The 9,027-nt window shown below is 68.9% G+C and carries 8 protein-coding genes; 4 read left to right on the forward strand and 4 right to left on the reverse strand.

Translation table 11 applies throughout. From position 1 onward, the window contains the following. Positions 1-14: 14 nt before the first annotated feature. Positions 15-1,502 (forward strand): FAD-binding protein, encoded by a 1,488-nt coding sequence (locus tag DQP56_RS03690; protein ID WP_112683627.1) that lies wholly within the window; start codon positions 15-17, stop codon positions 1,500-1,502. A 152-nt stretch (positions 1,503-1,654) separates the two neighbouring features. On the opposite strand, the gene DQP56_RS03695 is transcribed toward DQP56_RS03690, so the two are convergent. Together DQP56_RS03695 and DQP56_RS03700 are read right to left on the reverse strand one after the other, a co-directional pair. Continuing rightward, entirely contained in the window at positions 1,655-2,125 is a 471-nt protein-coding gene (locus tag DQP56_RS03695) for an SRPBCC family protein (protein WP_112683628.1), read from the reverse strand. Between the two features lie 33 nt (positions 2,126-2,158). After that, positions 2,159-3,247: a phosphotransferase gene (locus tag DQP56_RS03700; RefSeq protein WP_112683629.1), complete on the reverse strand. Its 1,089-nt coding sequence runs from the start codon at positions 3,245-3,247 to the stop codon at positions 2,159-2,161. A gap of 148 nt (positions 3,248-3,395) precedes the next feature. Between DQP56_RS03700 and DQP56_RS03705 the strand changes: the two genes are divergently transcribed. Further along, on the forward strand, positions 3,396-4,853 hold the full coding sequence (locus DQP56_RS03705; RefSeq protein ID WP_112683630.1) for an aldehyde dehydrogenase family protein: 1,458 nt from the start codon (positions 3,396-3,398) through the stop codon (positions 4,851-4,853). A gap of 18 nt (positions 4,854-4,871) precedes the next feature. Continuing rightward, the gene (locus DQP56_RS03710; RefSeq protein WP_112683631.1) at positions 4,872-5,714 is read left to right on the forward strand and encodes an LLM class flavin-dependent oxidoreductase; all 843 of its coding nucleotides are present in this window, start codon (positions 4,872-4,874) and stop codon (positions 5,712-5,714) included. 57 nt (positions 5,715-5,771) lie between these two features. Here the strand turns inward: DQP56_RS03710 and DQP56_RS03715 are convergent, their stop codons facing one another. Next, the gene (locus DQP56_RS03715) at positions 5,772-6,452 is read right to left on the reverse strand and encodes a maleylpyruvate isomerase family mycothiol-dependent enzyme (RefSeq protein WP_112683632.1); all 681 of its coding nucleotides are present in this window, start codon (positions 6,450-6,452) and stop codon (positions 5,772-5,774) included. Beyond that, positions 6,445-7,866, reverse strand: a complete 1,422-nt coding sequence (locus tag DQP56_RS03720; RefSeq protein WP_234825492.1) for an FAD-dependent oxidoreductase — start codon at positions 7,864-7,866, stop codon at positions 6,445-6,447. The genes DQP56_RS03715 and DQP56_RS03720 overlap by 8 nt, the downstream gene beginning before the upstream one ends. A 243-nt stretch (positions 7,867-8,109) precedes the next feature. On the opposite strand from DQP56_RS03720, the gene DQP56_RS03725 reads away from it, so the two are divergent. Next, the coding region (locus DQP56_RS03725; protein WP_133258884.1) for a PPE family protein at positions 8,110-9,027 on the forward strand (918 nt) is incomplete at its 3' end.

Here is a 9,027-nt window from a genome sequence, read left to right on the forward strand (position 1 = left end):
GAGGAGTGGCGCCAATGAGCACCCAACCGGAAACCATCAGGGCCGAGGATATTTCAGCGTGGTCGCACCAGGTCGATGTCGTGGTGATCGGCTTCGGTATTGCCGGCGGTTGCGCGGCGGTCAGCGCGGCGGCGCGCGGGGCCCGGGTGCTGGTGCTGGAGCGGGCTGCCGAGGCCGGCGGCACCACAGCCATGGCTGGCGGCCACTTCTACCTGGGCGGCGGGACCGCCGTCCAGCAGGCCACCGGGCATCCGGACTCGGCGGAGGAGATGTACAAATACCTCGTCGCGGTGTCGCGTGAGCCCGAGCACGACAAGATCCGGGTGTACTGCGATGGCAGTGTCGAACACTTCAACTGGTTGGAAGACCTGGGATTTCAATTCGAGCGCACGTACTACCCGGGCAAGGTCGTGGTGCCGCCGGGGACAGAGGGCCTCAGCTATACCGGCAATGAAAAGGTTTGGCCGTTCTGCGAGCAGGCCGTCCCGGCACCGCGCGGGCACTCGGTGCCGATGCCGGGCGAGCTGGGCGGAGCCAAGCTGGTCGTCGACTTGTTGCTCAAGCGCGCCGACGAGCTGGGTGTGCAGTTCCAGTACGAAACGGGGGCAACCAATCTGATCCTGGATGGCAAGGGTGCGGCGGTGGGTGTCGCCTGGAAGCAGTACACCGAGACCGGCGCCGTGCGGGCGAAGTCGGTCGTCATCGCCGCGGGGGGCTTCGCGATGAACCCCGACATGGTTGCCGAGCACACGCCGGCGCTCGGCCAGCCCCGCCGCACCAAGCACCACGGGCTGGTGGCGCCCTACATCCTGGGCAACCCCAACGACGACGGCCTCGGCATCCGGTTGGGCGAGTCGGCGGGCGGGGCCACCAAGTTCATGGACGAGCTGTTCATCACCGCCGCGGCGTACCCGCCGGAGGTCCTGCTCACGGGTGTGATCGTCAACAAGGACGGTGAGCGGTTCGTGGCCGAGGACTCCTACCACTCGCGAACCTCGGCTTTCGTTTTGGAGCAACCCGAGCAGACCGCCTACCTGATCGTCGACGAGGCACATACCGAGATGCCCGAGATGCCGCTGATCCGGTTCCTCGACGGTTACGAGACGATCGCCGAACTGGAGACGGCGCTCGGCCTCCCGGCCGGTAATGTGGCCGCGACGCTGGCCCGCTACAACGAGCTGGCGATCAAGGGGGAAGATCCGGACTTCCACAAGCAGCCGGAATACCTTGCGCCGCAAGATAACGGTCCGTGGGCGGTGTTCGATCTGTCGCTAGGACGGGCGATGTATTCGGGGTTCACGATGGGCGGCTTGGCCGTGACCGTCGACGGTCAGGTGCAACGCGCCGACGGCACGGTCATCCCGGGCCTCTACGCGGTCGGAGCCTGCGCATCCAACATCGCTCAGGACGGCAAGGGCTACGCCAGCGGCACCCAGTTGGGCGAGGGCTCCTTCTTCGGCCGCCGCGCCGGAGCACACGCCGCGCACCGCCCTGGTGACTGAGCGTCCAGCCTCTCGATCGATGGTGCTGAAGCCGTGGCTGTACTACTGCAAGCCCGGCGCGCCCATCGAAGGAAAGATCGACGCGATGACTGCATTCCGCCGCGACGGTCCGTAGCCGTTCTGCTGCAACAGAGTTCGGTTCGGCAGGTCCGTTAGGTCCCCAACTCTCGCGCGATGGCGGCGTGATAGTCGTCGATCTTGGCGGGATTGACCGCTCGGAAGAACCCGTCCGGCAGGGGCGCGTGCTTGTAGGCCTCGACCGTCATGGTGCGGGTGAACAGCGTGACGTCGTCGGCGGGCCGGGTGAAGTGGTACTGGACGGTGATCCGCCCCTCCATTCCGCCGTTACCGTCGCGGTCGTGCCCGAGGCGCCCGACCGAATTGAAGACCCACAGCCGCGGGCGCATCGCCATCGCCAGTTGCCAGCTGAAGATCCGTTCACCGTCCGGGCCGGCCTCGGCCCAGGTGTCGCCCACCTCCAAAGGCAGTCGGCCGGGCAGGTTTTCGATATGAGCGCTACCTGGATAGGTCTTGGTCCAGTTGGCCGGGTTGGTGACGAAATCATAGATCGTCTCCGGGGCGTGACTGAACGCGGTTTCCGAACTCGTGGTGACGATGCCCAACGGTGCGCCTTTCTGATCGCAGTGCCTGGGACCCTACAGCGCCGCCCGCAACGCGGCGACGGTGTCGAGATCCTCGAGTGCGGCCACCGCGCGGGCCAGCCCGGCCAGCGCGATGGCGTCGTCTTGCATGCCGCCCAGGCCCGCCGTGATCGCGCTGGCGGTGTAGACGTACAGCGCCGACTGGCGATAGCGGGTCCAGAGATCCTCACGGTCGAGATCGGGCCCGCCGGCCGCTCGGACCGCCTGCCGGTAGGTGTCGAGGAGGTCACGCTCGGTGCGTTGTCGGTCCGCGGTCGTCATGCCGCTGATCAGTGAGTAGGAGAGCTCACGGCTGACGTGTCCGCGCCGGATCGCCTGCCAGTCCAACAGCCCGGCCCGGCCGTTGCGGAAATACACGTTGCCCGGGTGCGCGTCGCCGTGCATCAGGGTCTGCGGCCCGCTGTCGATCAGCGATGCCACCGCGCCGTAGTTCTCGTCTATGAATCGTCCACGATCGACGGGTATCTCGGTCTTGTCCGCCAAGCGTTTAGCCGACATTCGGAGCAGCCGTCCGGTCAGCAGTGCGACGGGATCCTCCGACGCCGAGTACACCCAGCCCAATGCGGCCTTACGCGACGTCGGCAGGCGTTCCCAGAACACGGCGTGCACCCGGGCGAGGAGTTCGACGAGCAGCACAGCTTGGTCCTTGGTCAGCGGGTCGAATGCCGTTGCGTGCGCTTGCGGTACGTCGCGCAGCTGGGGCGCGACCTCGCTGTAGAACCGGGTCTCGGTCTCGGCCAGCCGGCCCAGCTCGGTGATGAACCGGGTGGCGACGGTCTCGGCGGGCATCTTGACGAAGACCGTGCTGGGAACGCCGTCGCCGTCGAGTGCCAGTCGGGCCCGCGAAGACGTACCCGCATCGCCGTCGACGACGGTGACGCGCTCCACCCGCCGACCGAGAAGCCGCGTCAAGTGCGCTTCGGTCAGGTCGGCGACGCGGCGGGGCAGCCGCGCGGAACGTCCGATGACAGCATCGGTGACGACCCGCCTCGTGCCGCGGCCGAGCTGGGCGGCCAAACCCATCGCTGGGGCGAAGTGCCGCTCGCGGCGGGGCCGGGCCGGTACCCCGACGAGTTGTCCCATTTGCTGCCCTTTCACCCGAGCTGTTCTGACCAGCGACCCTCCGAAACACACCTTTACAGATCGTCAACAGAATGTCTCACTGTTGACCACACCGTGGGCCGGATGCTAAGCAAGTGCCCAGCATCTCCGCGACGAGAAGGGTCCCGCTATGGCACTGCAGTCGGTAATCGATGATCTGGCGAAGCGTCCCGGCACCGGTGAGGTGATCCCGGTGATCGACCCGGCCACCGAGGAGCAGATCACCGAGTTCCGCGACGCCGGCCCCGAAGCAGTCGACGAGGCCGTCGCCCGCGCCAAGGCGGCCTACCAGTCGGGCGTCTGGACCGACATCGCGGCTCGCGAGCGCGCCAAGGTGCTGTGGCGCCTCGGTGACCTCATCGACGAGCACGCCAAGGAGTTCACCGAACTGGAGTCGCTGGACGCCGGCATGCCGCCGGCCCAGGCCGAGATGATCGTGTCCACCTGCGCGGAGTTCTTCCGCTACTACGCCGGCTGGTGCACCAAGATCAACGGCGCCAGCTACCAGGTGCAGATGGAGGGCGGTGTCAACAGCACCCACGCCAATTTCCACGCCTACACCCACAAGGAGCCCTACGGCGTCGTCGGGCTGATCTACCCGTGGAACGGCCCGCTGTTCAACGCCTGCGCCAAAGTCGCCCCCGCGCTGGCCGCCGGTTGCAGCAGCGTCGTCAAACCGGCCGAGGAGACCCCGCTGTCGGCGGTGCTGCTGGAGAAACTGATCGCGCAGGCCGGGGTGCCCGACGGCGTCGCCAACTTCGTCATCGGCTACGGCGCCACCGCCGGTGCCGCGATCACCGCGCATCCCGACGTGGAGAAGGTCGCCTTCACCGGCTCCACCGAGGTCGGCAAGCAGATCATGCGCGACTCGGCGGACAACCTGAAGAAGGTCACCCTCGAGCTGGGCGGCAAGTCCCCGGTGCTCATCTACGCCGACGCCGATCTGGACATGGCGATCATGATGGCCTCGATGGGCATCTTCGTGCACTCGGGTCAGGGCTGCGTGTGCGGTTCCCGAATCTTCGTGCAGCGCAGCGTCTACGAGCGAGTGGTAGCCGGCATTGCGATGATCGGGGAGAACCTGGTGCTGGGCGGGCCGAAGGACGAGGGCGCCATGATCAGCCCGCTGGTCAGCCAGAAACAACTCGATCGGGTGCTGGGCTACATCGACCAAGGTAAGAAGGACGGCGTCGAGATCGTCAGTGGCGGTTACCGATTGGACCGCAAGGGCTACTTCGTCAAGCCGACCGTGGTCACCGGCGTCGACCCGGCGACCAGCCGGCTCTACCGGGAGGAGATCTTCGGTCCGGTCGTCACCATCCTGCCGTTCGACGACGACGACGAAGCCGTGGCGATGGCCAACGACACCAGCTACGGCCTGGCCGCCACCGCCTGGACCACGAACCTGGCCCGCGCCCACGATCTGGGCAAGCGGCTCAACGCCGGCATGGTGGGACTCAACTGCCAGTTGACGTTCGACCACAACGTGCCCTTCGGCGGCTTCCAGCAGTCCGGCGTCGGCAAAGAGTTCGGCTACGAGGGCATCGACGCCTACCTGAAGACCAAGTCGATCTGGGCGGCGCTGTAGCGCCGACGGAGTCTTGTGATGGCCGAATGGTTCCTGTTCCTGCCGCAGAGCAGACTCAGCATCGACGACATCGTGCTGCGGGCACGCACCGCCGAGGCCAGCGGTTTCGACGGCCTGGCGTTCCTCGACCACCTCGAGACCCCGATGGCACCCGACGCCCCGGTCTGGGAGGCGATGACGATCGCCACCTGGGTCGCCGCGCACACCGAACGGCTGCGGATCGGCCACCTGGTGCTCTGCGATGCGTTCCGACATGCCGCGGTGCTGGCCAAGCAGGCGGTGACCCTGGCCGAGGCCACCGGTGGGCGATTCGAGCTGGGGTTGGGATCGGGGTCGATGCCCGACGAGTTGGCCCGCTTCGGCCTTGGCGAACCCACCGCGGGCGGCCGTGTCACCGCCCTGGCACAGACGGTGGCCGCGCTGAAACGCTACTGGTCCGGCGGCGAGGACGCCCAGCTGCCGACACCGAGCAGCCCGATCCCGCTGCTGCTGGCCGGCCGTGGCCCGAGGATGCTGAAACTGGTTGCTCAGCATGCGGATTGGTGGAATCTACCGGCCACACACGTCAACGAACTGCCGCAACTGGTGGACAAGATCGGTTCGGCGCGGGCCTCGGTGCAGCAGATGGTCGGGTTCGTCGGCGACGGTGCTGACGCCGAGGCGGTGATCGGCAAGGCACGCCGCCGGTTCAGTCAGCTCGGCCCCGGGCTGGTCTGCGGCGGTGCCGACGAACTGGTCGCCTACTTCACCGGCCTGCGCGACCATGGCGCGCAACGCTTCTATGTGTGGTTCTCCGATTTCGCCGCACCGGAAACGATCGCCGAGTTCGGCAAACAGGTAGTTGCTGCACTGCGGGAGTGAGGGCACGCGCGGGGTCACTCCCGGTGACGTTCCTCCGCCGCGGCGGGCCGGGCGTACCTAGGTCAGCCGGCCGGGCGGGATCGGCTGGTCGTCGTCGCGGGGGCCGAACGCGCCGAACCCGTCGACGAGCTGACCGAGTGGCTCGGGCGACCAGTCCCAGGCGGCGATCTGCCGGCGCGACCGCCGGCTGAACACGCCGCGCAGCAGTTCATAGCCGTCGGCGCGCAGCACGGTCACCGACACCCCTGAGCCGCAATGCCATTCCTGCCCCAGTTCGTCTGTGATCACCAGCGTCGCGGTGTCGCGCAGCCGGCGGCCGGGGAAGTAGCCCATCACGTCCAGGAACGGCTGCCAGTGCTCGCGGTCGGTGCGTGGCAGGCCCAGCGCCTCGTGCAGGTCCGCTTCGTGGCAGATGGCGTCCGCGGCCAGATTCGGACCGGTGTGCTGCTCCGGCAGACTCGATTCGACCGCCGGGGCGGCGCGCTCCCATTCGTCGAGCAACTCCTCGATCGGCAGCGCGCGCCGTTCGGCGACGTGCCGTCCGGTCCAGGAGTCGCCCGGCGCACCGTCGAGGCGCCCGGCCAACACATCGGCGGCGCCGCCGACGAGGTGGGCCAGCACGTCGTGCACCGTCCAGCCGGGCGTGGCCGGGACCGGCGTGCGCAGTTGGTGGTCGCCGAGCCCGGCGGCCAGCGCCCCGATCCGGCCGCGAGCGGCGCGGTAGATCGCGTCAAGCATGGGAGCCCCCGGCGCTGGGGCGTCGCGAAAACAGGGTGCCCGTGGGGCTTTCGGGAGTCAGCGGGCGGGTGAGCTGTCGGTCGCCGCGCAGGTTGGCCAGCAGGATACGGCCCAATAACGCCGGGTCGCGTAGCCGCGACGGCGGGTCGACGAGGTTGCGCACCCGTAGCAGGCGTTCGGTGACGACGATGTCACGGGCCGCTGCGTTGCCGGCCGCCTCGGCGAGCCAGCGGCCGAGCCGGTGGCGGAGCGGTCGTGGGTGATCCGGCGAGGACGGGTGGTCGGCGGCGGCGTTCGCAGCCCAGACCGGTGCGATCCGGCCGGCCGCGGCGCGAAAGAACCGCTGCGGCAGTGCCGGTCCGCGTTCGCGCAGGCAGTCGCGCAGCACGACCGCCTCGAGTGCCGCCATCGTCATGCCTTGGCCGTGCAGCGGATTGAGCCGGCACAGCCCGTCGCCGGTCACCACCAACCCGGCGGGCATCCGCGGCATTCGGTCGTAGCGGTGCCACAACGCGCCGGTGTCGCGGGACACCGCGAGCTCGCCCATCGGTGTGGCATCGCGTAACCCCGCCATGATGTCGGCCGGCAGGAGCTGCTTGGCCGCGGCCAGCATGGCGGTGAAATCGGATGGGGGAGCGCCCTGCTCGTCGCTGCGGGCGATGGCCAGCATCCAGGTGTCGTGTTCGTAGGCCACCAGCAACAGCACCGGGGCGGGCCGGCCCCGGTTGACGAAGACCAGCCGGTCGGTGAGCCGGTCCGGCGGGATGCGCAGCAGCTGGCTGGAGTAGCCCCAGTTGGCGTTGCGGCGCTGCTCGGGCACGCAGCCGAAGCCGTGCCCGGCCAGGAACTCGGTGGTGCGCGAAGCGCGTCCCGTCGCGTCGACGACCAGATCCGCGGGCAGCACCTGCGTGAGGCGGTTACGTTGATTCGTGACACGGACACCGGTGACCGCGCCCCGGTGGTGCACCGGCTCGATCGCGTCGTGGCCGTCGAGAAATGCGACGTTGCCGATCCGGTCGACACGGCGCCGCACCTGGAACTCCAGGAGCGGCCGGCTCGCGCTGTAGATCGCCAACGACGTCGGATCGGCGAGCCTGCCCGTCCGGTTGAGCTCATGACGGCCGAGACGGGCGTACCGCCCGGACAGGTCGGGGTTGTCGATCACCACCGCGCCGGCGGTGGCGAGCTCGGCGAGGATGCCGGGGAACAGTTCGCCGAGGATGTTGGTGCCGGCGCTGAGGAAGCTGTGCAGGTGGCGGCCCTGCGGCACCCCCTTGCGGTGGACCGGGTGATCGGGCAGCTGATCGCGGTCCACCACCGTGACGCAGTCGTAGAACTCCGACACCACCCGGGCCGCCAGCAGTCCGGCCATCCCGGCTCCCAGCACGACCGCAGACGTTCCCGATTCGCCCACCGCAATCCCCTTCCCGACGCCAGCGGCCAACGATACACACAAATTAAGAAATTTAAGAGTATCTTGGCGTAACAGTAAGGCGCTGGGCCGGCCGGACGGCCGCCGACATGTGATCGCGGCCACAGGATTCTCCAGGAATTCGGACAGGCACCTCCCGGCGATCTACCAGACGGCCGCCTTAGATTCACCTTCTGACCACCGCGGGTGGTCGTCGGGAGTCCCCACCTCCGGAGGTCAGGCGAGATGGAATTTGCAGCTACGCCCCCCGAAGTCCACTCCGGCCTGATGTATTCCGGAGCGGGGCCCGGGCCGTTGCTGGCCGCCGCCGCGGCGTGGTCCGGGCTGGCCGGCGAACTGCACTCCGCGGCCGCGGCCTACCGTTCGGTGATCGCCGATCTGTCCGGGTCCTGGCACGGGCCGTCCGCGATGTCGATGGCGGTGGCGGCCACCCCCTACGCGGAATGGATCGGTGCGACGGCGCTGCGGGTCGAGCACGTGGCCGGCCAGGTCGCCGCGGCGGCCGCGGCCTACGAGACCGCGTTCGCGGCGCACGTCCCGCCACCGGTGATCGCGGCCAACCGCAGCCTGCACATGACGCTGGTTGCGACGAACCTGCTGGGGCAAAACACCCCGGCGATCGCGGCCACCGACGCGCTCTACGCCGAGATGTGGGCGCAGGACGCTGCCGCCATGTACACCTACGCCGGCTCAGCGGCGGCTGCCACCCAGGTCAGCGTGTTCGACCCGGCTCCGGAGGCTGCCGACCTCACTGCCGTGACCCGGGCGGTCACCGCAGCGGAGAATGCCGGGGTCAGGACCGCCTCGGCCGCCCCGTCGCGGGTTTCGCAACTGATGTCGGCGGTGCCCCGCGCGCTGCAGAACCTCAACCCGTCCCCGGCGCAGGCGGCCCCGTCCCTCGGTGACGTCGGTTCGGGGATCGGGGACATCGGCAAGCTGCTGGGCGACCTGGTGGGGCCGTACTCGCCGCTCGGTCACCTCTCCAACCTCGGCAGCGGGTGGCTGATCGCCGGCCAGCTCGTGGGCTTGGCCCAGAACCCGCCCGGGGTGGCCGGCGTGCTCAGCGGCCCGGCCCCGATCACCGGTGCGCTGGGCCCGCTGACGGGTGGGTACATCTCCTCCCAGCTGCCCCTGTCGGCGGTG

This window comes from Mycolicibacter senuensis (assembly GCF_003284925.1).
Taxonomy (GTDB): Bacteria; Actinomycetota; Actinomycetes; order Mycobacteriales; family Mycobacteriaceae; genus Mycobacterium; species Mycobacterium algericum_A.

Coding starts and splice junctions, on each gene's coding strand:
- DQP56_RS03690 (WP_112683627.1), top strand. CDS start 15: ATGAGCACCCAACCGGAAACCATCAGGGCCGAGGATATTTCAGCGTGG.
- DQP56_RS03715 (WP_112683632.1), bottom strand. CDS start 6,452: ATGCTTGACGCGATCTACCGCGCCGCTCGCGGCCGGATCGGGGCGCTG.
- DQP56_RS03705 (WP_112683630.1), top strand. CDS start 3,396: ATGGCACTGCAGTCGGTAATCGATGATCTGGCGAAGCGTCCCGGCACC.
- DQP56_RS03700 (WP_112683629.1), bottom strand. CDS start 3,247: ATGGGACAACTCGTCGGGGTACCGGCCCGGCCCCGCCGCGAGCGGCAC.
- DQP56_RS03710 (WP_112683631.1), top strand. CDS start 4,872: ATGGCCGAATGGTTCCTGTTCCTGCCGCAGAGCAGACTCAGCATCGAC.